We start from the raw sequence: 21030 nt of genomic DNA on the forward strand, positions 1-21030 counted from the left end.
CCGTCGTGCTGACCCGGGGTGGCGCCGCCGTCAGCCGGGCCTTCCAGGCCGCTGCCGCCGCTGGTCTGGATGTCGTCGTCGTTCAGTGCCATGGGTGCTCCCTCGGTGCTTCGGGGTCCGTGTGCAGCGGGTGGTACCCCACTCTCGATCTTCTCTAACCACACCGTAGACGTCCGGAGCGCGCCACACCGGCAGTTCCGGTCGGGAAGCGGACGGCCGCGGTCGGTGTCAGGATGGCGGAAGGACGACACGCGAGGAGGTGCCCGTGACGCAGCCGGAGCCGACACCGGGTCACCCTCCCCTGAGGGCACCGCGATGATCCTCCTCGGCACGTCCGGCTGGCAGTACCGGGACTGGCGGGAACGGTTCTACCCGGCCGGGGTGCCGCAACGGGCCTGGCTGGAGCACTACGCCGCGCGGTTCGCCACGGTCGAGGTGAACAACGCGTTCTACCGGCTGCCCGAACGGGACACGTTCGCCGCCTGGCGGGCTCGTACGCCGGACGACTTCTGCGTGGCGGTGAAGATGAGCCGCTACCTGACCCATGTGAAGCGGCTGCGGGACCCGGTCGAGCCGGTGGCCCGCTTCCTGGACCGGGCATCCGGCCTCGGTGACCGGCTCGGGCCGGTGCTGGTCCAGTTGCCGCCGACGCTGCGGGCCGACCCGGACGCGCTGGCCGCCGTGCTGCGGCTGTTCCCCGCCGACGTGCGGGTGGCGGTGGAGCCGCGGCACCCGTCGTGGTGGACCGACGACACCCGCCGGGTGCTGGAACGCCACCGGGCGGCGCTGGTCTGGGCCGACCGGCTCAGCCGCCCGATCACCCCGCTGTGGCACACCGCCGGCTTCGGCTACCTGCGGCTGCACGAGGGGCGGGCCCGGCCGTGGCCGCGCTACGGCCGGGCGGCGCTGGCCGGTTGGGTCCGCCGGCTGGCCGACGCGTTCGACGGCGACGAGCCGGCGTACGTCTACTTCAACAACGACCCGGGCGGCGCGGCGATCACCGACGCGGTGGCGTTCGCCGGGGCGGCCCGGCGGGCCGGGCTGCCCGTCTCCCGGACGCCGGCGGCCCGCCCCGCCGAGGGGGCGGGACGGGCCGGTCCGGGTCGGGTCAGGGAATGAGCTGACGCAGATCCTGCGGCAGGGTCGACCTGACGTCCTGCCACTCACCCTGGGTGACGTGCCGGCGCAGCGTGTCCAGCACGACCTGCACCACCCGCTGCGCGCCGCCCTCGACGTCGTACGGGAAGCCCTGGCGGACCTCGTAGAGGACGTCGTCGCGGTTGAGTTTGATCGGCACGTTCTCCGGCTGCCAACCGTCGAAGTAGATGCCCCGCACCAGCACCGGCAACTGCTGGGCGAACTCGGCGCTCTCCTGCACCGGCATCCGGTCGCGCAGCAGGTGCAGCATGGTGCGCAACGCGGCGTAGGACTGGTTGCGCCGCTCCTTCGGCCAGCCGTACGCGGACTCGATCTCCTTGAGCATCAGGTGCGTCTTGTCCAGCGAGGACTCGAACGCGGACATCAGGTGCTCGGCCATCGGGCTCACCCCCGTGCGTCGGTCTCCCAGCGTCGGTCGTCGGCGCGTCGCGGCGGACCGCTGGGGCCTCGCCACGACCGGGTCGGACTCGACCGGCCGGGCCGTTCGTCGCGCCGGGGCGCCTCGGAGCCGCCGACCACGTGCAGTACGCCACCGCGGCGTCGGTCCACCACCACCCGTACCGTCATGACCCACCTCCTCGTCGCGGCGCCGCTTCGGCCGGTGCGGCGCGCACACCGTCCATGCTGCGTGTCGCCGGGGTGAGGCGGCCTCACCCGGGTCGGGTGAGGCGTCAGTCGGCCAGCAGGTCGACGAGCGTACGGGCGTTGCGCTGCGCGTTGTCCCGGTAGCAGTTGTTCATCAGCACATGCGTGCGTTCGGTCTCGCCGGCCAGCTCGCGCAGTTTCGGGGCCCAGTCGCGCAGTTCCCGCTTCGAGTAGTCGTAGCCGAACTTCTCGTGGATGTCCTTGCTGGTCCACCTGTCGCTGTGCCCGTGGAAGCGGACCACCGCGAGGTCGGCGGTGGCGGCCAGCACCGGGGGTACGGACGACTTGTGTCCCTGGGGCATGTCCACGCAGACGAACGGCAGGTCGTGGGCGCGCAGGAGGTCCAGGGTCTCGGCGGCGTTGTCGCCGTCGAACCAGGAGGCGTGCCGGAACTCCACGGCCGGGCGCAGCGGCGCGCACCGCCGGGCCACCTCCAGCAGGTACTGCTTGTTGTCCCGCCGGATGGTGAACCAGGGCGGGAACTGGAACAGCAGCACGCCGAGCTTGCCGGCGTCGACGAGCGGGTCCAGGGCGGACAGGAAGCGGGTCCAGACCTCCTCGTACGCCTGCGCGGGCAGGTCACCCGGGTAGACGGTGCGTTTCTCGGTGTCCGGCCGCAGGTCCTTGTAGAGCGCCGACACCCGGGTGGGGTGGCCGGTCAGCAGGCTGAACGCCTTGACGTTGAAGGTGAACCCCGGCGGGGTGCGATCGGCCCACAGCCGGGCGGTCCGCTCGGCCGGCGGCGAGTAGTACGTGGCGTCCACCTCGACGAGCGGGAACTGGCGGGCGTAGTAGGCCAGCCGACGCTCCGGGGTGTCGGCGCTCGCCGGGTACCAGCCGGAGTCGAGCAACGTCCGGTCGGTCCACGAGGCGGTGCCCACCAGGATCTCACCCATTGGCGAACTCCACCGCGTCCCGGACCGACCGGCAACCTCTCGACGTCTCAGGCCGCCCGCCGCTCCCGGGTCTGCTTACAGGTCACGCAGCACGTGGCGGAGGGGAAGATCTCCAGGCGCTCGACCGGGATCGGCGCGGTGCAGCCCTCGCAGAAGCCGTAGGTGCCCTCGTCGAGCCGGGCCAGCGCGTGCTCGAACTGGGCCCGCCGCTCCAGGATGGTGCGCAGCAGCGACTGCGCGGTGTCCCGCTCGGCGGTCTTGGTGCCACTGTCGGCCTGGTCGTCGCCGGCGGTGTCCCCGACCTCCACCAGCCGCAGCACCTGGCTCTGCGCCATGGTGTGCTCGTACTCGGCGGTCAGCTCGTCGTACCGCGACCGCAGGGACTGCCGGATCTGGTCGACCTCCGCCTGGGAGCGGCTCGTGGCCGTCGTGTCGTGGACGAGCATCGCTGCCTGCCTTCCTACGTCCTCATACCGCTGCGGGGCCTGCGCCCCGCAACGGTCCGACTGTGTGCGCGGGCGACGAGATCACCTACGCTCTGTGAGCCGGGCGATTACCCTCGCCTCCGAGCGGCCAAACCGACTGTTTCCTGAGTGTTTCCGGTGAGTTCTGGACCCGGTAGAAACCGCTGGTCAGCCGGCCTCGACCAGCGCCGGTCGGAGAGGGTCGTCGACCCGGACCACCACGTCGGCGAAGGAGGCCGGGTCGACCTCCTCGGCGTAGCGGGCGAAGGCTGGCAGCGTCCAGCGCAGCGCCGGGTCGGTGCGCCGGGCCAGCGCCGCCGGGGACAGCACGAGGTGCACGGTGAGGTCGAACGGCAGCGTGCCGCCGAGCAGCAGCGCGCCGCTGACCAGGACCACCCCGCCGGCCGGCAGTTCCCGGTACGCGGCGCGGCTGGCCCGGTCGGCGTCGGCGTCCCACAGGGAGGGCAGCAGTCGACCGGAGCCGCCCGGGCCGGCCGGGTCGAGCACCTCCCGGCGCAGACCGGGCTCGTCGAGCCAGCCCGCGTAGTACGCGTCCGGGTTGGTGCGTCCGTGCTCCAGGCGTACGGAGGCGGGGCGGAGGAAGTCGGCGGCGCGCACGTGCACCGTGGGCCGTCCGGCGGCGCGCAGCGGATCGACGAGGGCGCCGGCGAGGGTGTCCGGCGCGGCGGCGGGCGGCCCGTCCACGGCGACCCGCAGCCGGCCGGGCGGCCCGGTGGGCGCGAGGCGCCCGACCAGCTCGGCGACGAGCCGGTCGGGACTGATCGGGCGGACGCGCACCGGACCATCCTGCCCGGGGCGTGGGGCGGGCCGCCACGTGATCGGTCCGGGCGGTCGGGGCTCCGTCCGGGCCCGGTCAGCGGTGGGTGTTCGGCCCGGGCCCGGTCGGCGGTGGGTGCTCCGCCCGCCCGGGGGTCATCCGGTGCGGTCGATGGTCACCCGGGCGTCGTCGGCGAGCCGGTAGCCGACGCCGTACACGGTGGTGACGAGCGGCACGTCCACGCCGACCTTGCCGCGCAGCCGGCGCACGTGCACGTCGACGGTGCGGACGCCGGCGTGCTCGTATCCCCAGACCGCGGTGAGCAGTTGCAGCCGGGTGAACACCCGTCGCGGGTGCGCGACCAGGTGCAGCAGCAGGTCGAACTCCAGCCGGGTCAGCGGCAGCGACTCGCCGTCGCGCAGCACCGACCGGGACGCGGCCAGGATGTGCAGGGCCGGGATGGTCGGGGCGAGCGGGCGGGCCGGGGCGCGGGCGGCCGCCGGGGCGTCGGGGCGACGTTCGGCCGGTCCGGCGCTGACCACCGCCTCGCCGCGTTCGACGAGTTCGCGCGCGGCGTCGAGCAGCTGGCGGGCGGCCGGGGTGAGCGACTCGTCACCGGCCAGGGGGATGTTCAGGGTGACGGTGAGCACGGGCGTCGCGGCGCTGGTGGGGCGACGCTGGCCACCGGGGGGCCGGCCGGGGACCGCGGGTTGGGACGTATGCCATCCGGCGCGCGGCGAGGCGGGGCTGACCGACATGGTCCTCCTTGGCTGGTCCGGCTGTCTCCCCCACGGCCCGGGACGCCGCTTCGTCGATGCTTCCCGGCGCCTGTGCGGCGGTCAAGAGGCGGCCGCGTTGCAGGAACGTGACAATTGACGAACACACCGGAGCCGCCTGCTCGCTCTGCGTGTGAGACTCGTTGATTACAGCAGAACCACGCAACGGGACGGCAGCGGGGGTCCCCGGCCGGTTGACCTCACCGGGCTCAGGCGTCGTGCTCCACCTCGATCGGGGCGCCGTCGGCGAGGCGGTAGCCGACGCCGTGCACGGTGGTCACCAGCGGTGTGTCCGGGCCGAACTTGGCCCGCAGCCGGCGCACGTGCACGTCCACCGTGCGGGCCACCGCGTGGTCGTAGCCCCAGACGTGCGCGAGCAGTTGCCGGCGCGTGAACACCCGGCGGGGGTGCTCCACGAGGAACAGCAGCAGTTCGTACTCGATGCGGGTGAGCGGGACGTCGGCGTCGCCGACCCGGACCCGGTGGGTGCCGGTGAGGAGGCGTACCGTGCCGGGCCCGGCGGCCTGCGGCGCGGCCACCGGGCGCATGTCGGGCACGGCGCGGGCGGCCGGTTGCTCGTCCGGGCCGACCAGACCCTCGCCGGAGGCGACGAGGTCGTCCAGGACGGCCACCAGGCGGGCCAGGCCGGGAGTGAGCGGGCCGGCACCCAGGTCGAGGGTGATGGTCAGGGTCGGTACGGTACGCGGCCGGGGCGGCAGGGCCCGGTCGGGACGGCCCGCGCGGGCCGGACGGGTGTTGAGGGCGACGACGGACATGGGAGCCTCCTGTGCGGGCGGTCGCCCCGCCCCGCCGGGTGCGGCGGGGCGGTCAGCGCGCTGCGCGGCCGGCGACGACCGGGGGCGCGGTGTTCGAGGGTCGGGTCGGCGGGGTGGGACCGAGGGCGGGCAGCCCGGCGATGCGCCAGGCGGCGAAGCCGCCGATCACGTCGGTGGCGCGGTGCAGGCCGAGGTCCTTCAGTGCGGCGGCGGCCAGCGACGAGGTGTAGCCCTCCTGGCACAGGACGATCACCGGTACGTCGTAGTCGACCGCCTGTGGCAGCCGGGCCGCGCAGCGCGGGTCGAAGCGCCACTCCAGGACGTTGCGCTCGACGGTGAGCGCGCCCGGTACGGTGCCCTGCGCGGCGCGTTGGCCGGCGGGGCGGATGTCGACGAGCAGCGCCCCGGCGCGACATCGCAGGTGGGCCTGCTCGGGCTCCAGGCGGCGCAGCCGCGCCCGGGCGGCGGCGAGGATCTCGTCGATGCCCCGCGAGCCGGCCGGGGGGACCGGACCGTGCCCGGTGCGGGTGGGGGTCTGCGCCATCGTGGCGTCCTTCCGTTCGTCGGGGTGCGGGGGCGGCTTCACCAGGCGACGCCGGCCTCGGCCACCTCGGCGACCCGCAGCCGGCCGTCGCGGAGGTGGTAGCGGGTCATCCGGCTCAGCGCCGGCCGGTAGACGTGCACGCTTAGCGCGGGCTGGTCGGCGGTGTTGGTGACCCGGTGCACGTGGTGGACGCCGAAGCGTCGGCCGGTGCCGGTGTCCAGGCGGTGCGGTCGCAGCCGTCCGGCGTGGACCGTCTCCTCGGTGAGCGCGCCGGCCACGACCAGGAACGCGCCGGCGCTGCCGCCGTGGTCGTGCAGGTCGGTGCCCTGCCCGGACAGCCAGCTCAGCGCCCACACCTCGTGCCCGTCGTCGGCGTGCAGGCGGGCGTACCACCGTTCGGGAGCCGCGAACCGCAGCGCCACCGGCCAGCCGGTCGGGTCGGCCCAGCGGGCGGCGACGGCGAGCAGGTCGGTGGGGGCGGGGCGGGCCATCGGCGCGGGTCCTCACGGTGCGGCGGTAGGTGCCACACAGCTTAGGCGGTAAACCCTATGGGATTAGTAGGTAATACCGAATGGTGGGACACCCGTCGAGGAGCGGTCAGCGCCGCACCGGCGGCGCCACCCGGTACCCGGGCACCGACGGCCACCGGACGGTGAGCACCGTGGACTCGCGCTCGGCGTACCAGGAGTGATCCACGCCCCGACCCCACACCACGTAGTCACCCGGCGCGCGCAACACCACGGTCCGGTCCGGCAACTCGATCCGGAACGCGCCGCTGATCAGCACCAGCAGGGCGGTACGCCGCTCGCCTGTGGCCCACCGGGACCGGGCCTCCCCCGCCGGGTGCACGCCCCACTTCACCTCCACCTCGCTGCTGTGCCGCACGTCACCGACCGGCTTGAAGTGCCCCAACAGCCAACCGGCGTCCGCCGCGCCGTCCAGCGCGGCGTTGCCCACGTACACCCGATCGTCCATGCCCGCCTCCCTGCCCGGCTGCGCAAGCTACCAGGCGCACCCGACCGCGACGCCATAACCTGGGCGGATGCCCGACGAACTCGACGACGAGACGATCGCCTTCGCCCACCGCATGTTCGACCTGGCCCGCGCCGGCGCGACCGAGGAGCTCGCCGCCAACGTGGACGCCGGACTGCCGGTGAACCTCACCAACGCCAAGGGCGACACGCTGCTGATCCTCGCCGCATACCACGCCCACGCCGACACGGTGGCCGCGCTGCTCGCCCGCGGGGCCGACCCGGCACGCGCCAACGACCGGGGACAGACCGCGCTCGCCGCGGCGGTGTTCCGCCGCGACGCCGGCGCGGTCCGCGCACTGCTCGACGCCGGGGCCGACCCGGACCACGGCGGCCCCTCGGCGGTCGAGACCGCCCGGTTCTTCAAGCTGTCCGACATGCTGACGTTGCTCGGCCGCGAGTGAGCCGGGCCGGACGGTATACAGGGACGGTGGAGGATCCCGTACCCGAGCAGATGCGCGCGGCGGCCGGGGCGTTGCTGGCCGCCCTGGACGAGCCGGCCCGGCAGCTCGCCCGGCACGACTTCGACGACGAGCCGGCGCGGCGGTGGCTGGAGTACCGACCCCGGCCCCGCCCCGGGGTGGCCCTCGCCGATCTCGACGTCGTCGCCGCGAAGGCCGCGCACCGGCTGCTCGCCACCGCGCTCAGCCCGGCCGCCTACGCCCAGGCCATGACCGTGATGGCGCTGGAGGAGGTGCTGGACCGGGCCGAGGGGTGGCGACGCGGCCGGCACAGCCGCGACTACCGGGTGGCGCTCTTCGGCGACCCGGCCGGCGACGAGCACTGGGCCTGGCGGTTCGAGGGGCACCACCTGTCGGTGAGCATGACAGTCGCCGACGACCGGGTCTCCCCGGCGCCGATCTTCCTGGGCGCCAACCCGGCCACCGTCCGGCACGCCGGCCGACCCGTCTCCCGCCCGCTCGGCCCGGAGGAGGACCTGGCCCGCGAGCTGCTGGACGCCCTCGGCCCGGGCGGACGGTCCGCCGCGGTGATCGCAGAGGAGGCGCCCGCCGACATCATCAGCGCCACCCGGCCCACCGCACCCGGTCGGCTCGACCCGCTGGGCGCACCCAGGGGGCGGCTCGGCCCGACCGGGCGGGCGCTGCTCGACCGGCTCGTCGCGCTCTACCTCGACCGACTCCCGCCGGAGTTGGCGGCCCGGGAGGCCGCCCGGCTCGACGGCGGGGAACTGCACTTCGCCTGGGCCGGGCCGCCCGAGCCCGGCCGGCGACACTACTACCGGGTGCAGGGCGAGGACCTGCTGATCGAGTACGACAACACCGCCGCCGACGGCAACCACGCACACACCGTGCTGCGCCGCCCGGCCGGCGACTTCGGCGCCGACGTGCTGGCCGCGCACCACGCCGCCGCGCACCAGCCGGTCAACCGCGACGCGCCTCGATGAGGAACCGACGGGCGTAGGCGACGAACGGCCCCTCGGCCCGGATCCGCGTGTCCAGGCGGCGCAGCTCGGCCCGGTGCCGGTCGACGGTGAAACCCGGCACCGTCCACACCACCTTGCGCAGGAACCAGACCACCGCGCCGATGTCGTGGAAGACGGTACGCAGCGTGGCGGTGCGCAGGTCCACCACCCGCAGCCCGGCGGCCTCGGCCTCGGCGACCGCCACCTCGGGGTGACGGTGCTCCGGCGGCGGCAACGGCCCGAGGATCGCCTCGCTCAACTCGCGCACCGTGCCCGGGCCGATCTGCTGGGACAGGTAACCGCCACCGGGGCGCAGCACCCGGGCCACCTCGGACCACCACGTGTGCACCGGGTGCCGGCTCACCACCAGGTCGAACGCCTCGTCCCGCAACGGCAGCGGCGGCCGGTCGGCCACCCGCACCACGGTCGCGCCGACCCGGCGCAGGTTGCGGCGGGCGACCGGCACGTTCGGCGGCCACGCCTCGGTGGCGACCAGCAGCAGAGGTGGGGTGGGCACCTCGGCCAGCACCTCTCCCCCGCCGGTGTCGATGTCCAGCGCCGCCCCGACGCCGGCCATCCGGTCGCCGACCAGGCGGGCATAGCCCCACGGTGGGCGCTCCTCGGTGGCGCGTCCGCGCAGCCAGGAAAAACCCCACCCGTCGACCGGCGCCGCCTGGGCCTCGGCGACCAGATCCTCGAAGGTCCGCTCGATGTGCACGGATGCGAGCCTGCGGGGTCCGACCCGCCCCCGGCAACGGGTTTTGCCCCGCCGACCGACGTGCCGGACGGGTCAGAACGGCCGCGGGCGGGCGATCTCCACGGTGGACCCGGCCGGCACGTCGCCGAAGCCGGACGACTCGGCCGCCCCACCCTGGTCGAGTTGCTGCATCAGCCGAGCGCCCAGGGCCACGCCGACCGCGCCGACGGCCAGCGCGACCAGCTCGGCGGCGAGCAGGGCGCCGGTGACTCCCCGCTGCGGCGACTGCGCCCGGATCAGGCAGGTGAGCAGGAACAGGCCCGCCATCACGGCGTTGACCAGATTGAACGTCAGCACGGTGCGGCTGGTCCGGCCGGCCCGCACGTCCCACAGGTCGACCAGCCCGGCGACCGTGGTCAGCCCGGCGGCGACCAGGGCCGCCACCGCCGTCCAGTAGCCCACCTCACCCAGGAACGCCGGACCACCGGCGACGTCGGCCAGGTCGAAGACCACCGCACTGACGAAGAGTCCGAACGGGAACGTCACCAGCATGGGTTGGATCGGGTGCCCCTGCACCCTCAGCCGGCTCTGCATCGCTTCCTCCCCAGGTCGGCGCAGCTCACCAGTTCAGGGTGCTACCCGAGAGCCGACGGGGTGAAACGGAAGTGGTCAGTTGTCCCGAGGCCTGGACACGGTGAGCACGAGCCGCTCGGCCACCTCACGCAGCGGAATGTCCAACGAGGACGCCGCGCTGCGCAGCACCGCCAGGGCCTCCGGGGCGGGGCAGCCCCGCTGCGTCATGATGACGCCGACGGCCTGCCCGACGACCCCCTCGGCCAGCAACTTGTCGTCGATCCGGCCGGCCCGGTCGGCCTCCCGTTCCCGGTCCCGCGCCGCGGCCAGCAGCAGGCCGGCGTGCTCGGCGAGCAGCATCGCGGTGAGCTGGTGCCGGGGCGTGAGCGCCCGCGGCGTGTCGGCGTACAGGTTGATCGCCCCGATGACCTGCTCGTCGACGTCCACCGGTGTGGAGATCACCCCGTGCACGCCGAGCGCGCGGGCGCGGGCGCTCCAGGCCGGCCAGCGGTCCTCGCCGTCCAACCCACCTGCGATGATCATCTCGCGGCGACGGATGGCGGTCATCGCCGGCGTGTCCGGGCCGTGCCGCAGGTCGTCCAGCTCCGCCCGGTCCGGGTCCGAGGCGACCACGCCGACCGGCTCGCCGGCACGCAGCGCGGTGAACCCGCAGCAGTCGATCCCCGGAACGGCGTCGCGGGTGATCCGCACCAGGCGGTCCAGCGCCTCGCCGAAGCCGGCCGCCCCGATCAGCCCGGCGGTCAGCTCACGCAGCAGCGCGGCGGTCTCCAGCACACCAAGGTCGTCGGTCATCGGTTGGCGCGTGTCGAGGTTCACCGGGTCGCGGCCCCCGCCACCCCCGCGCCCGTGGACGCGGTCCTCCCGTGCGGCGGCGTCGCCTGTCCCATGTCCGTCCTCCCTTGGCCGAGCCCCGACCTACTACCCTCGCAGCCCATGCGCGAAACCGCGCAAAAAGGGCCCGCACCGGCCGCGACCGCGGCCCGGGCCCGCCCGCGTCGTGCCGGGCGGGCCCGGCGGCGGCGGTCAGCGGGAGCCGGAGATGAGCCGGCGACCCACCGAGGCGATCAGCCGGTCCAGCTCCGAGCCGAACGGGTTGTCGTGCACGAGGTACGTCCAGGTGGCGCTCGGGCGCACCAGCTTGGCGGCGTCCGGCTCCCAGCCCTCGTCGAACTCGGTCTCCTCGAACGTGGCGACCGTACGCGTCTCGATCTCCGGAACCAACGCGTTGAACGCCGGCACCGCGCTGCGGTGGAATTCGTCCAGCGGGTCCAGCCGGCCCAGCGCCCGCAGGTGCACGCCCTCGCGCACCTCGGACAACTCGGCCAGGTGGTCGGCCCAGAGCCGGTCCAGGTGGTAGAGGGCGATCTTGCGCGCCACGTCGGCGAGCAGGTCCTCGTCCATCTCACCGGCCTTGTCCGGCACCCGCTCCAGCAGCATCAGCGCCGCGATGTCGCTGGTCAGCAGGCGCTCCCGACGCTCCGCGAGGGCCTTGCGCTGCTGCTCGATCACCTGGCTGTAGCGCCAGGTGTTGCGGTGGATCTCGTGGTTGACGCCCTCGGCGACCCGCTGGGCGTGCTCCACCGCGTAGTCGACCTGCGGGTCGGTGACCAGACCGTCGGCGTTCATCCGCGGCGACGGCGGAACCGTGTCGCCGGCGTGCCGCACCACCAGGTCGTCCTCCAGGCTGACGAAGAACACCGACCCACCGGGGTCGCCCTGGCGACCCGCACGGCCGCGGAGTTGGTCGTCGACCCGGCGGCTGTCGTGCCGGCCGCTGCCGATCACGTACAGGCCGCCCAGCTCGGCAACCCGCTCGCTGTCGGCCTGGTCGCTGCCCCCGAGGCGGATGTCCACGCCCCGGCCGGCCATCTGGGTGGAGACCGTCACCGCGCCGTACGCGCCGGCCTCGGCGATGATCGCCGCCTCCTCGTCGTCGTTCTTGGCGTTGAGCACCACGCACGACACGTCGGCGGCACGCAACGCGGCGGCCAGCCCCTCGGACTCCTTGACGTCGAGCGTGCCGACCAGCACCGGCCGCCCCGCCTGGTGGCAGCGCGTGATCTCGTCGACCAGCGCCTCCTCCTTCTCCGCGCGGGTGGCGTAGATCCGGTCCGGCTCGTCCTCACGCACGCACGGGGTGTTCGGCGGGATGACCGCCACCTCCAGCCCGAAGAACTCCCGGAGCTGGTCGCCGACGAGCACCGCCGTCGCCGTCATCCCGCACACCTTCGGGTAGAGCGCGATGTACGCCTGCACGGTGATCGTGCCCAGCACCTCGCCCTCGGCGCTGGCGTCCAGCCCCTCCTTCGCCTCGACCGCGGCCTGCAGGCCGTCCGGCCAGCGGCGACGCTGGGCGACGCGACCGCGCATCTCGTCGATCAGCTCCACCGACTCGTCGCGCACGATGTAGTCGACATCCCGGTGCAGCAGGGCGTGCGCGTGCAGCGCCACGTTCACCGCGGAGAGCTGCCCCACGTGCTCGGCGTCGTACAGGTCGATGTCGCCCAGCTTGGCCTCGACCGTAGCCAGGCCGAGCGAGGTGAAGGCGACGCTGCGTCCGTCCTCGGCGACGGTGTAGTGCCGGCCCCTGCGCAGGCCGCGCACCAGCGCAGCGGCGGCGTGCACCGGGTCCTGCTCGCCGCCGACCGCACCGGCCAGCACCATCGGCACCCGGGCCTCGTCGATGAGGATCGAGTCGGCCTCGTCCACGATCGCGGTCTTCAGCTGCGGCTGGACCCGGTCGTCCAGGTCGGTGACGAGCTGGTCGCGGAGGAAGTCGAAGCCGGCCTCGCTGACCGAGACGTAGGTGACGTCGCAGGCGTAGGCGGCCCGTCGCTCCTGCGGCGTGGACGCCTCGTTGACCCAGCCCACGGTCAGCCCGAGCAGGTCGTAGACCGGCGTCATCCACTCCGCGTCGCGTCGGGCCAGGTAGTCGTTGACGGTGAGCACGTGCACCGGGCCGTTGCCCAGCCGCACGTGGCCGTACGCGGCCACGGTCGCGGTCAGCGTCTTGCCCTCACCGGTGGCCATCTCGGCGACCTTGCCGGAGAGCAGCGCCATCGCGCCGAGCAGCTGCACGTCGTAGGGCCGCTGGTCGAGCCCGCGCCGGGCCGCCTCACGGCCGATCGCGCAGATCTCCTCGTACCCCGCCGCCTGCCCGGCGGCCTCGGTCAGCTCCTCGTCGGAGAGCTGTTCCAGGTCGGCCTCGCGGGCCTCGATGGCCGGCAGCAGCTTCTCCAGCGGAGCCAGGTCGACAGTCGTCCCCGGGCGCTGGAGGAACCGGCGGAACCTGGTCTTCAACCGTTGCGACACACCCATGAGCGGCAACGGTACGCGAACCGGAGCCGATTGTGACCCCCGCCCGCCCCGGGTGCCGGCCGGTGTCCGGGTTTCCCGCCGTAACCGCAGCTCAGTGCGGCGCAGGTCGCATCCCCGCCGACCGACGGCGCCCCACTGCCGAACCCGCCCGCCCCGCACCGCCGGCGGCGCGATCCGGGCACGGGGGGCCGGGGCGGGGCGAGCGGGGTGGGGTGGGTGAGGAGTCGGGGGCGCGGTCAGCTCGACAGGCAGCCGGCGCGAGGTCCCGCGCCGGCTGCCGATGCGCGTCCGGTCAGCCGGTCAGCACCACCTGCAACTCCGAGCGGCGCCGCTGCGCCAGGTCGCCCAGCAGGGTCGGCGCCTCGTCCAGCGGCACCACCGCGGTGACCAGGTGCTTGCGGATCAGGTCGCCGTACTGGCGCAGCAGCTCCACCGTCTCGCCCGAGAGGCGCTCCCGGTCCCAGGTCGGAGTCAGTCCGCGCGGCACCCGGCCGATCTGCGCGCACCGCAGCGACAGCCCGTTGTGGTGGAACTCCTCACCGAGCCGGACCGCGTCCGCGCCGCCCTGGTAGAACGCCAGGTCGATCACGGTGCCCTGGGGGCGCAGCAGGCGCAGCGCAAGTTGCAGGGCCCAGTCCTGACCGCGGCACTGGAAGACCACATCCGCGCCGCGGTCCCCGGCGGCGTGGTTCCACCGGGTCTTGAGCACCACGGCGGGGTCGTCCGCGTCCGGGTCGAGCGTCTCCAGACCGAGCGCCTCGGCCACCTGCCGGCGGGCGGGCGTCGGATCGACCACGACCACCGACGCGGCCCCGTGCCGGCGGGCGAACAGTGCGGTCAGCAGCGCGACGACACCACTGCCGACGACCGCCACGCGGCGCCCGCGCACCCCGTCGCCGAGGGAGCGCACGTCGGTGCCGCACAGGTCGGCGGCGGCGTGCAGCAGCCCGTTGGCGCAGATCGGCCCCATGTGCGCGACGTAGACGCCGAGCAGCGGGTCGAGGTCGTCGGGCAGCGGCACGAACCGCTCGGCCGTCGGGTCGGCGACCCAGCCGCTGCGGTGCCCGTAGGTCATGGCGCCGACCGTGCCCTCCGCGACCGCCGGGGTGCGGCTCTCGACCACCCGCCCGACCTGCATGTAGCCGAGGCGGGTCACCGGGTACGGGGTGCTCGCCTCACCGGGCCGGAACAGCCCGAGCGCGGCGTCCCAGGTGACGTGCAGGTAGGGGTTGGTGCCCTTGACGTAGCTCAGTTCGGTGCCGGCGGAGACGCCGCTGTACAGCGTCTGCACCCGGAACATGCCGTCGCGCAGCTCGGGCGGCTCCTGCTCGACCAGCTCGACCCGACCGGGTTCCCGCACCACCACCACCCGGTCACGCATCGACGGTCACCCCCGCGCCGGCGAGCCGGGCCGCCGGCCCGGTCGGCAACGCCACCGGCCGACCGGTGGCCGCCGACTCGGCGACCGCCAGCGCCAGCCGGTGCGTGCGCAACGCCTCGGCGTACGGGACCCGCACGTCGTCGCCGATGCCGCGGACCGCGTCGACGAAGGCCCGGTCGACGGCGACCCGGGCGTCGTCCGGGTCGACGGGCACGTGCCGCTCGTCGTCGCCGTCGCGCACGGTCAAACCGTCCTCGCCCAGCGACAACGCCAACCCGTCGGCGAGGATCTCCACCCCGGCCCGGTGCTTCCAGGTCAGCACGCAGGCGGCGGCGAGCGTGCCGACCGCCCCGGAGGCGAACCGCAACGTGGCCGCGGTGACCGAGTCGATGTCCGCGCCGTCGACCGGCGGCGGGCTGCCGTCGGCGTACGCGCTGACCTCGGTCACCTCGCCGGCCAGCAGCCGGACGAGGTCCAGCACGTGCGCGGCCTGCTCCACGACCGGGCCACCGGAGCGGTCCCGCCGCGCCCACCACGCCACCGGCGGCACCTTGTCCAGCCAGGCGCCGTTGACCATCCGCACCGGACGGTCGGCGAGCAGCCGCCGGGCCTCCTCCACCACGTGCAGGTAACGCCAGTGGTGACCGACGCCGGTGAGCAGCCCGCGCCCGTGCACGAGCGCCGCGATCCGCTCGGCCGTCTCCAGGTCGGCAGCGACCGGCTTCTCCACGAACATGGGTACGCCGGCCGCGACCACCGCCTCCTCCACCGGGCCGTGCGCGAACGGCGGCACGCAGACGTACACCGCGTCCGGACCGGCGGCGAGCAGTTCCTCGACGTCGCGGAAGACCCGGGCGCCGTACGGCTCGGCGAGCGCCCGCGCCGCCTCCGGTGCGACGTCGGTCACACCGATCAGTTCCACGTCCTCGAATCCGGCGAGCACCCGGGCGTGGCGTTGCGCCACCCCACCGGCTCCGACCAGTCCCACCCGGCACGCACCCATCCGACCTACCTCTCGCCACGACTGGAAAGCTGCCGACACCACTCCCCCCGGCGCTCGCGCGCCAAACGCACGGGAGCCGCAACGTGACGTTCATCTGCCGGGAACCCCCCGGCACGCACCGGGTGATCAGGATGGTGGGCAGGATCCGGTTAGTGCAGAGGCGGGATTGGGAAAACTATGGTCCGCGATTCCGCCACTAATGGGGGGTGCCCGTGCGGGACTCAGATTCGACCGTCTCACCTGTGGTGGAGGCGTGGGCCACGTACCGCACCAGCACGGCCGGCGACTGGCCTGCTGAACGGCTGGTGAAGGCCAAGGGTGCGAACCGGGTCAGCGTGGTGCTGCCGGCGCGCAACGAGGAGGCCACGGTCGGCGCTATCGTGGCGACCGTCCGGGAACACCTGATGGACAGGACACCGCTTGTCGACGAGCTGATCGTCGTCGACTCCCGGTCCACCGACCGGACCGCGCAGGTGGCGCGCGCGGCCGGCGCGGAGGTCGTCGGCCAGGACGCGATGACGCGCGGGCTGCCCCGGTTGACCGGCAAGGGTGACGCGCTCTGGGCCGGGCTGGCCGCGGCCGAGGGCGACGTGGTCGCGTTCATCGACGCCGACCTGCGGGAGTTCCGGCCGCACTTCGTCACCGGCCTGCTCGGGCCGCTGCTCACCGACCCGAGCGTGGACTTCGTCAAGGGCTTCTACCACCGGCCGCTCGTCGGGGCGACGGGCGTGGAGCCCGACGGTGGCGGGCGGGTTACGGAGTTGATGGCCCGGCCGCTGCTCAACCTGTTCTGGCCGGAACTGGCCGGCTTCGTGCAGCCGCTGGCCGGCGAGTACGCCGGTCGCCGCACGGTGTTGGAACAGGTGCCGTTCGTCACCGGGTACGGGGTGGAGACGGCGATGCTCATCGACCTGCTGGACCTGGTCGGGCTGGACGCGTTGGCCCAGGTGGACCTGGGTGAGCGCAAGCACCGGCACCAGGACACCGCCGCGTTGGGCCGGATGTCCGCGCAGATCATGCTGACCGCCTGGTCACGGCTGCAGCGTCGCGGTTGGGCGGCGCCCGGGACCGCGCCGACCGCGCTGCTGACCCAGTTCCGCCGGGGTGGCTCGGACGCGTTGCCCAACCTGGACCGCGAGATCGTGGTCAACGACGTGTCGGTGCAGGAACGCCCCCCGCTGGCGCAGTTGCGGCACCGGGTCCCCCGCCGCCGCGTCGCCGCGTGACGGCGGGCGGTGAACCGGCGCGCCGCGCCGCCGCGACCGACGAGAGGCCCGACGTGACCCCCGTGACCACCAGAGAGGGCGACGCATGACGCTCACCGTACTGATGAACGCCGGACCGTGGCTGTCCGTTCCGCCACCCGGCTACGGCGGGATCGAGAACGTGGTGGCCACGCTGGTGCCGGAGCTGCGCCGGCTGGGCGTGCGGGTGGTGCTCGCCTCGGTGGAGAGCAGCACCCTGCCGGTGGACGAGAAGATCGCGGTCTTCCCGGACGGCCAGTTCGCCGCCCTGCAACGGCCGTACAACCAGGTCTGCGGGGTGGCCCAGGCGCACCTGGCCGGGGTGGTCCGGGCGGTGCACGCCCGCGACGACATCGACCTGGTGCACGACCACGTGGAGGCGGTCGGCCTGGCCACCCTGGCGGCGATGGGTCCGGACGCCCCGCCGGTGCTGCACACGCTGCACTGGGATCTGGCCAAGCATCCGGAGCTGTACGGCAACCTCGACGGCGGGGACCGGGTCCGGGTCAACGGGGTGTCCGCATCGCAGTTGGCGCGGGCGCCGCAGGCGCTGCGGGACCACTCGGTGGGGCACGTGCACCTGTCCACCCCGCTGGCGGTCGACGCGGACCGCCGCCCGGCGGTGCCGAAGGGCGACCACGTGGTGATCCTCGGCCGGATCAATCCGGGCAAGGGGCAGGACCTGGGCGCGAGGTTGGCCCGACAGGCCGGCTTCCGGCTGGTGCTGGCCGGGCCGGTCGGGCCGTACCACAGGCCGGCGGATCTGGCCGCCGCCGGCGACGAGGCCCGCCAGAACCCGGACGTGCGGTTCTTCCAGGACCAGGTCGCGCCGTACCTCGACGGTGACCAGGTGCGCTGGGTCGGCACGGTGGCCGGGCAGGAGCGCGACGACCTGCTCGCCTCGGCCCGGGCGTCGCTGTTCCCGCTGCGCTGGGAGGAGCCGGGTGGCACGGCGGTGGTCGAGTCGCTGTCGTTGGGCACCCCGGTGGTGTCCACCGCCCGGGGCTGCCTGCCGGAGCTGGTCGAGCACGGCCGGACCGGACTGCTCACCACCGACGAGGAGGAACTGGGCGAGCTCGTCCTCGCCGCCGGCCTGCTGGAACCGGACGAGTGCCGGCGCGAGGCAGCCCGGCGGTTCACCCCGGAACGCATGGCCCAGCGTTACGTGGAGCTGTACGACCGGGTGCGCCAGGGCGCCGCGATGCCGTTGCAGCCGGCCTGAGCCCTCGTGCCGCAACGCCGGCCCGGCCGTCCCGCACGGCCGGGCCGGCGTTTGCCCGTATCGGCCCTGACCTGGGCCTTCGCGGACCGGATGCCCGGTTTCGCGGGTACCGGGCCCGGGTACGTCCGTAATCCTCCGACGAGCGGGAAACGAGGACGGCGATGACGACCCGGATCAGGTGCGAGGTCCGCGACGAGTCTCCGGTGACGGTCGTGCGGCTGGGCGGAACCCTGGACCTGGGCACGATGCGCGCGGTGCACGAGGTGCTGGACCGGTGCCTGTCCACGCAGCCGGACGCGCTCGTGGTCGACCTGGAGAAGATCGACGTCACCGAGCCGCTGGCGCTGTCCGTGTTCGCCGCGGCGGCCCGGCGGGCGGCCGACTGGCCGGCCGTGCCGATGGTGCTCTCCGCCCCGCCCGCGGAGACGGCGGTGTGGCTGTCCGAGACCACGGCCTGCCGGGTGGTGCCGGTGCGCGGGGACTACGCGCAGGCGGCGGCGCTCGCCGACGCGTCGGCGTCACCCCGGTTGCGGGCCCGGCTGGAGCCGGTCACCGGGGCCTGCCGGCGGGCCCGTGAGCTGGTCACCGAGGCGTGCGGCAGGTGGAACGTGCCGGAGTTGGCCGGTCCGGCCTCGCTGGTGCTCAGCGAGCTGGTCGGCAACGTGGTCCGACACGCCGGCACCCCGATGCATGTCACGTTGACGCTGCGCCGGCCGTACCTGCGGGTGGCGGTGATGGACGGCAGCCCGGCGCAGGCGTGCGCGGCGAACGACCGCGACCCGCGCGCGGAGGGGGGCCGTGGCCTGATGCTGGTGCGGGAGTTGACGCAGCGCTGGGGCAGCACTCCGGTCGGCACCGGGAAGGTCGTCTGGGCCATGCTACCGGCGAACTGACCGAATTATCCTCTCTCGCCTGGTTACATGGGCAGAGGGCCGGGTAAGCGCGCCCGTCCTTTCTGTCGTCACACGGGGTGAGATGCCATGCCCAAGCGGGTAGTCACGGAACCACGAGACCGGGGGCCCGCGATCCTCGCGCCCGCCCGATTCGGGGGTTTCCCCGGCCCGGTACGCGAGGCGGTGAAGGGCAACACGCTGTGGCGGTTGCTGCGGACCACCGACGCCAAGCAGATCGGCCTGCTCTATCTGGGCACGTCGTTCGCGTACTTCATCATCGGCGGCTTCCTGGCCATGATCATCCGCGCCGAGCTGGCCCGGCCCGGCATGCAGATCGTGTCCCCCGAGCAGTACAACCAGTTGTTCACCATGCACGGCACGATCATGCTGTTGCTGTTCGCCACCCCGATGGTGTTCGGGTTCGGCAACTATCTGGTGCCGTTGCAGATCGGCGCGGCGGACGTGGCGTTCCCGCGGCTCAACGCGTTCGCGTACTGGCTGTACTTCTTCGGCGCCCTGATCGCGGTGGGCGGGTTCCTCACCCCGGCCGGCGCGGCGGACTTCGGCTGGACCGCGTACACGCCGCTGAGCACCGCCCAGCACTCCCCCGGCGTCGGGGCGAACATGTGGGTGGTCGGCCTGGCCATCTCCGGCCTGGGCACGATCCTCGGCGCGGTCAACCTGATCACCACGATCGTGACCCTGCGCGCGCCCGGCATGACCATGTTCCGGATGCCGATCTTCACGTGGAACCTGCTGCTCACCAGCGTCCTGGTGATCTTCGTGTTCCCGTTGCTGGCCGCCGCGCTGTTCGCCCTCGCCTCGGACCGGCTCCTGCACTCGCACGTCTACGACTCGACGACCGGCGGGCCGATGCTCTGGCAGCATCTGTTCTGGTTCTTCGGCCATCCCGAGGTCTACATCATCGCGCTGCCGTTCTTCGGCATCATCACCGAGATCATCCCGGTCTTCGCCCGCAAGCCGATCTTCGGATACACCGGTCTGGTGCTGGCCACCGTCGCGATCACGGTGTTGTCGATGACGGTCTGGGCGCACCACATGTTCGCCACCGGGCAGGTGCTGCTGCCGTTCTTCAGCATCCTCAGCTATCTGATCGCGGTGCCCACCGGGGTGAAGTTCTTCAACTGGATCGGCACGATGTGGAAGGGGCAGATCACGTTCGAGACGCCGATGCTGTTCGCCATCGGCTTCCTGGTCACCTTCCTGCTGGGCGGCCTGACCGGGGTGCTGCTGGCCAGCCCGCCGGTCGACTTCCAGGTGCACGACTCGTACTTCGTGGTGGCGCACTTCCACTACGTCATGTTCGGCACCATCGTGTTCGCCGCGTTCGGCGGCCTCTACTTCTGGTTCCCGAAGATGACCGGGCGGCTGCTCGACGAGCGGCTCGGCAAGATGCACTTCTGGACCATGTTCGTCGGCTTCCATGCCACGTTCCTGGTGCAGCACTGGCTGGGCAGCGAGGGTATGCCCCGCCGGTACGCCGACTACCTGCCCGGCGACGGCTTCACCACCCTGAACATGATCTCCACGGTCGGCTCGTTCCTGCTCGGCGCGTCGACCCTGTTCCTGATCTGGAACGTCTGGAAGTCGTGGCGCTACGGCGCGGTCGTCACGGTGGACGACCCGTGGGGCTTCGGCAACTCACTGGAATGGGCCACCTCCTGCCCACCGCCGCTGCGCAACTTCGACAGGCTGCCACGCATCCGCTCGGAGCGGCCGGCGTTCGACCTCAAGTACGGCCCGCTCGTCTCCGAACTCGGCCGCGACCTGCCGCAGCGCACCACCAAACCGCCGCAGACCTTCCGCGAGGAACTGCACCGCCCGCCGCACGAACCGCAGGCGCCGTCGCTGGGCGGCGCGTACGGCGCCCGGGAGGCGACGGAATACCAGCCGGCGCCGGAGTCCGGGGCGCGGCCGGTGGAGGTGCCGGAGCCGGACGACGTGCGCCGGGCCAGCTTCGAGGAGACCGACGAGCCGCAGGACAGCGGTCCGCTGGGCGACCAGCGCGACGAACAGCCGGACGACAGGTGGCGGCACCCGCGCGGGCACGGCGACAGCCCGCAGAACTGACCGGACGACAGGGGGGGGACCGGGGCCGGCGCCCGGCGGGGCGGCCCCGCGGCCGCGGGGGTGGGGCGGCACGCGGCCCCCCCCAGCCCCGGGTGG

22 protein-coding genes are annotated in these 21030 nt (G+C 73.7%); 7 read left to right on the forward strand and 15 right to left on the reverse strand.

The features are described 5' to 3' along the window. Positions 1-315 precede the first annotated feature (315 nt). Complete coding sequence (locus ACLQ2X_RS23530) at positions 316-1119, forward strand: DUF72 domain-containing protein (protein ID WP_425683259.1); 804 nt, start codon at positions 316-318, stop codon at positions 1117-1119. On the opposite strand, the gene ACLQ2X_RS23535 is transcribed toward ACLQ2X_RS23530, so the two are convergent. From ACLQ2X_RS23535 to ACLQ2X_RS23575, 9 genes are all read right to left on the reverse strand, one after another. After that, positions 1109-1537 (reverse strand): DUF2267 domain-containing protein, encoded by a 429-nt coding sequence (locus ACLQ2X_RS23535; protein WP_425683260.1) that lies wholly within the window; start codon positions 1535-1537, stop codon positions 1109-1111. The two genes, ACLQ2X_RS23530 and ACLQ2X_RS23535, sit on opposite strands and share 11 nt — an antisense overlap. 292 nt (positions 1538-1829) lie before the next feature. Further along, a complete protein-coding gene (locus tag ACLQ2X_RS23540; protein WP_425683261.1) occupies positions 1830-2699 on the reverse strand; it encodes a DUF72 domain-containing protein in 870 nt (289 codons plus the stop codon). A 47-nt stretch (positions 2700-2746) separates the two neighbouring features. Beyond that, entirely contained in the window at positions 2747-3145 is a 399-nt protein-coding gene (locus ACLQ2X_RS23545) for a TraR/DksA family transcriptional regulator (RefSeq protein WP_425683262.1), read from the reverse strand. Positions 3146-3331: 186 nt separating this feature from the next. Further along, complete coding sequence (locus ACLQ2X_RS23550; RefSeq protein WP_425683263.1) at positions 3332-3961, reverse strand: uridine kinase; 630 nt, start codon at positions 3959-3961, stop codon at positions 3332-3334. Positions 3962-4096: 135 nt separating this feature from the next. Beyond that, entirely contained in the window at positions 4097-4699 is a 603-nt protein-coding gene (locus ACLQ2X_RS23555; RefSeq protein WP_425683264.1) for a winged helix-turn-helix domain-containing protein, read from the reverse strand. 227 nt (positions 4700-4926) lie between these two features. Beyond that, positions 4927-5493 carry a winged helix-turn-helix domain-containing protein gene (locus ACLQ2X_RS23560; protein WP_425683265.1) on the reverse strand — a complete coding sequence of 189 codons (567 nt, stop codon included), beginning with the start codon at positions 5491-5493 and terminating at the stop codon, positions 4927-4929. A 52-nt stretch (positions 5494-5545) separates the two neighbouring features. Then, entirely contained in the window at positions 5546-6037 is a 492-nt protein-coding gene (locus ACLQ2X_RS23565) for a rhodanese-like domain-containing protein (protein ID WP_425683266.1), read from the reverse strand. A gap of 38 nt (positions 6038-6075) precedes the next feature. After that, on the reverse strand, positions 6076-6528 hold the full coding sequence (locus tag ACLQ2X_RS23570; protein WP_425683267.1) for a cysteine dioxygenase: 453 nt from the start codon (positions 6526-6528) through the stop codon (positions 6076-6078). A gap of 106 nt (positions 6529-6634) precedes the next feature. Continuing rightward, positions 6635-7012, reverse strand: a complete 378-nt coding sequence (locus ACLQ2X_RS23575; protein WP_425683268.1) for a signal peptidase I — start codon at positions 7010-7012, stop codon at positions 6635-6637. Between the two features lie 67 nt (positions 7013-7079). Here ACLQ2X_RS23575 and ACLQ2X_RS23580 point away from each other — a divergent pair, with 67 nt between their 5' ends. Further along, a complete protein-coding gene (locus ACLQ2X_RS23580) occupies positions 7080-7472 on the forward strand; it encodes an ankyrin repeat domain-containing protein (protein ID WP_425683269.1) in 393 nt (130 codons plus the stop codon). A 50-nt stretch (positions 7473-7522) separates the two neighbouring features. After that, complete coding sequence (locus tag ACLQ2X_RS23585) at positions 7523-8473, forward strand: DUF3500 domain-containing protein (protein WP_425683325.1); 951 nt, start codon at positions 7523-7525, stop codon at positions 8471-8473. Here the strand turns inward: ACLQ2X_RS23585 and ACLQ2X_RS23590 are convergent. The 6 genes from ACLQ2X_RS23590 to ACLQ2X_RS23615 all read right to left on the reverse strand — a co-directional run bounded on the left by ACLQ2X_RS23590 (position 8451) and on the right by ACLQ2X_RS23615 (position 15484). Further along, on the reverse strand, positions 8451-9203 hold the full coding sequence (locus ACLQ2X_RS23590; protein WP_425683326.1) for a class I SAM-dependent methyltransferase: 753 nt from the start codon (positions 9201-9203) through the stop codon (positions 8451-8453). The genes ACLQ2X_RS23585 and ACLQ2X_RS23590 overlap by 23 nt on opposite strands. 78 nt (positions 9204-9281) lie before the next feature. Beyond that, on the reverse strand, positions 9282-9782 hold the full coding sequence (locus tag ACLQ2X_RS23595; RefSeq protein WP_425683270.1) for a DUF2231 domain-containing protein: 501 nt from the start codon (positions 9780-9782) through the stop codon (positions 9282-9284). A 75-nt stretch (positions 9783-9857) separates the two neighbouring features. Further along, complete coding sequence (locus ACLQ2X_RS23600; protein ID WP_425683271.1) at positions 9858-10574, reverse strand: GAF and ANTAR domain-containing protein; 717 nt, start codon at positions 10572-10574, stop codon at positions 9858-9860. Between the two features lie 231 nt (positions 10575-10805). Beyond that, the gene (secA2, locus tag ACLQ2X_RS23605) at positions 10806-13100 is read right to left on the reverse strand and encodes an accessory Sec system translocase SecA2 (RefSeq protein WP_425683272.1); all 2295 of its coding nucleotides are present in this window, start codon (positions 13098-13100) and stop codon (positions 10806-10808) included. Positions 13101-13392: 292 nt separating this feature from the next. Further along, positions 13393-14481 carry a zinc-dependent alcohol dehydrogenase gene (locus tag ACLQ2X_RS23610; protein ID WP_425683273.1) on the reverse strand — a complete coding sequence of 363 codons (1089 nt, stop codon included), beginning with the start codon at positions 14479-14481 and terminating at the stop codon, positions 13393-13395. After that, positions 14474-15484 (reverse strand): Gfo/Idh/MocA family protein, encoded by a 1011-nt coding sequence (locus ACLQ2X_RS23615; protein WP_425683274.1) that lies wholly within the window; start codon positions 15482-15484, stop codon positions 14474-14476. Before ACLQ2X_RS23615 ends, ACLQ2X_RS23610 begins: the two co-directional genes overlap by 8 nt. A gap of 245 nt (positions 15485-15729) precedes the next feature. Here ACLQ2X_RS23615 and ACLQ2X_RS23620 point away from each other — a divergent pair, with 245 nt between their 5' ends. The 4 genes from ACLQ2X_RS23620 (at position 15730) to ctaD (ending at position 20934) form a co-directional block, all read left to right on the forward strand. Further along, entirely contained in the window at positions 15730-16710 is a 981-nt protein-coding gene (locus ACLQ2X_RS23620) for a glucosyl-3-phosphoglycerate synthase (RefSeq protein WP_425683327.1), read from the forward strand. An 85-nt stretch (positions 16711-16795) separates the two neighbouring features. Beyond that, positions 16796-17950, forward strand: a complete 1155-nt coding sequence (locus ACLQ2X_RS23625) for a glycosyltransferase (protein WP_425683275.1) — start codon at positions 16796-16798, stop codon at positions 17948-17950. 161 nt (positions 17951-18111) lie between these two features. Continuing rightward, positions 18112-18843 carry an ATP-binding protein gene (locus ACLQ2X_RS23630; protein WP_425683276.1) on the forward strand — a complete coding sequence of 244 codons (732 nt, stop codon included), beginning with the start codon at positions 18112-18114 and terminating at the stop codon, positions 18841-18843. Positions 18844-18930: 87 nt separating this feature from the next. Beyond that, positions 18931-20934, forward strand: a complete 2004-nt coding sequence (gene ctaD / locus ACLQ2X_RS23635) for a cytochrome c oxidase subunit I (protein ID WP_425683277.1) — start codon at positions 18931-18933, stop codon at positions 20932-20934. Positions 20935-21030: the final 96 nt, after the last annotated feature.

This window comes from Micromonospora sp. DT31 (assembly GCF_049841795.1).
In the GTDB taxonomy this organism is placed as follows: Bacteria; Actinomycetota; Actinomycetes; order Mycobacteriales; family Micromonosporaceae; genus Micromonospora.

What these genes read in the sequence shown, in the direction of transcription:
- ACLQ2X_RS23530 (WP_425683259.1), top strand. Translation starts at nt 316, where the DNA reads ATGATCCTCCTCGGCACGTCCGGCTGGCAGTACCGGGACTGGCGGGAA.
- ACLQ2X_RS23535 (WP_425683260.1), bottom strand. Translation starts at nt 1,537, where the DNA reads ATGGCCGAGCACCTGATGTCCGCGTTCGAGTCCTCGCTGGACAAGACG.
- ACLQ2X_RS23540 (WP_425683261.1), bottom strand. Translation starts at nt 2,699, where the DNA reads ATGGGTGAGATCCTGGTGGGCACCGCCTCGTGGACCGACCGGACGTTG.
- ACLQ2X_RS23545 (WP_425683262.1), bottom strand. Translation starts at nt 3,145, where the DNA reads ATGCTCGTCCACGACACGACGGCCACGAGCCGCTCCCAGGCGGAGGTC.
- ACLQ2X_RS23555 (WP_425683264.1), bottom strand. Translation starts at nt 4,699, where the DNA reads ATGTCGGTCAGCCCCGCCTCGCCGCGCGCCGGATGGCATACGTCCCAA.
- ACLQ2X_RS23560 (WP_425683265.1), bottom strand. Translation starts at nt 5,493, where the DNA reads ATGTCCGTCGTCGCCCTCAACACCCGTCCGGCCCGCGCGGGCCGTCCC.
- ACLQ2X_RS23565 (WP_425683266.1), bottom strand. Translation starts at nt 6,037, where the DNA reads ATGGCGCAGACCCCCACCCGCACCGGGCACGGTCCGGTCCCCCCGGCC.
- ACLQ2X_RS23570 (WP_425683267.1), bottom strand. Translation starts at nt 6,528, where the DNA reads ATGGCCCGCCCCGCCCCCACCGACCTGCTCGCCGTCGCCGCCCGCTGG.
- ACLQ2X_RS23575 (WP_425683268.1), bottom strand. Translation starts at nt 7,012, where the DNA reads ATGGACGATCGGGTGTACGTGGGCAACGCCGCGCTGGACGGCGCGGCG.
- ACLQ2X_RS23580 (WP_425683269.1), top strand. Translation starts at nt 7,080, where the DNA reads ATGCCCGACGAACTCGACGACGAGACGATCGCCTTCGCCCACCGCATG.
- ACLQ2X_RS23585 (WP_425683325.1), top strand. Translation starts at nt 7,523, where the DNA reads ATGCGCGCGGCGGCCGGGGCGTTGCTGGCCGCCCTGGACGAGCCGGCC.
- ACLQ2X_RS23595 (WP_425683270.1), bottom strand. Translation starts at nt 9,782, where the DNA reads ATGCAGAGCCGGCTGAGGGTGCAGGGGCACCCGATCCAACCCATGCTG.
- ACLQ2X_RS23600 (WP_425683271.1), bottom strand. Translation starts at nt 10,574, where the DNA reads ATGACCGACGACCTTGGTGTGCTGGAGACCGCCGCGCTGCTGCGTGAG.
- secA2 (WP_425683272.1), bottom strand. Translation starts at nt 13,100, where the DNA reads ATGGGTGTGTCGCAACGGTTGAAGACCAGGTTCCGCCGGTTCCTCCAG.
- ACLQ2X_RS23610 (WP_425683273.1), bottom strand. Translation starts at nt 14,481, where the DNA reads ATGCGTGACCGGGTGGTGGTGGTGCGGGAACCCGGTCGGGTCGAGCTG.
- ACLQ2X_RS23615 (WP_425683274.1), bottom strand. Translation starts at nt 15,484, where the DNA reads ATGGGTGCGTGCCGGGTGGGACTGGTCGGAGCCGGTGGGGTGGCGCAA.
- ACLQ2X_RS23625 (WP_425683275.1), top strand. Translation starts at nt 16,796, where the DNA reads ATGACGCTCACCGTACTGATGAACGCCGGACCGTGGCTGTCCGTTCCG.
- ACLQ2X_RS23630 (WP_425683276.1), top strand. Translation starts at nt 18,112, where the DNA reads ATGACGACCCGGATCAGGTGCGAGGTCCGCGACGAGTCTCCGGTGACG.
- ctaD (WP_425683277.1), top strand. Translation starts at nt 18,931, where the DNA reads ATGCCCAAGCGGGTAGTCACGGAACCACGAGACCGGGGGCCCGCGATC.